Source organism: Synechococcus sp. R55.7, assembly GCF_047461955.1.
Taxonomy (GTDB): domain Bacteria; phylum Cyanobacteriota; class Cyanobacteriia; order Thermostichales; family Thermostichaceae; genus Thermostichus.
Map to the genome: position 1 here is coordinate 1 of NZ_JANSIC010000459.1, position 737 is coordinate 737.

Consider the following 737-nt stretch of genomic DNA (forward strand, 5'->3'; position numbering starts at 1 on the left):
ACCAATGAGGCTGTTGAACTGCGAGTATGGCCAGGGCTATTTCTTCGCCAAACCTCTCTAGGATGCAGAGCAAATGCTGCGGTTGCAACTGGACAAGAGGTGAAGGGATCCCTGCCCTCAGTCTAGGATGATGCGCAGGCCGCTACCCGAGGGAGTCGCCGGTTCAGGGTTGGGCACAATCCGCAGCCCACTGCCGGAGGGCCGGGTCACCGTGTTGTCGATGTTCACAAGGAAGGTGTTGGATTGGCCGTCCCGCTCATACACCACCACGTCGTTGCGGTTGAACTGGGAGCGACAGATGATGGGGGAGTTGTCGGCAGCAGTAGCCGCACTGCAGCGGTAGCCAGGGGCAGAGACGATCTTGCCTTCTTCATCGATGGAAAAAGGAACTGCAGAGGGCAAGATTGGAGAAAAGACCGGCTGGTCGGGATTGAGGATCACCGAGCCACCTGTGCTGGGTTCTACCACGATCCCCCGCCCGTCGATGACGATCCGCTGCGCTTGGGCGGGAGAGACGGCCAGCGGCCCCAAGAGCAAAGCCAGGCTTAGGCCGAGTTGGAGGGGAAACAACAGCTTCATTGGATATCTCCTTTGGCCCAGGGCCATAACAGCTTCCAGGGATCCGCCAACGATCCTCGAAGGGGATGGATCCCTGGCTCAACTTAACTTGATCTTGATCTTGACTTGATCTTGGCCCAGATGTCGGGCCGAACCCAGGGCGGAAGCCGTCACCTCTG

General features: G+C 58.9%; 1 protein-coding gene. It reads right to left on the reverse strand.

All coding sequences use genetic code 11. The features are described from left to right. Window positions 1-117: 117 nt before the first annotated feature. Complete coding sequence (locus tag NW820_RS13115) at window positions 118-579, reverse strand: hypothetical protein (protein WP_414343398.1); 462 nt, start codon at window positions 577-579, stop codon at window positions 118-120. Window positions 580-737: the final 158 nt, after the last annotated feature.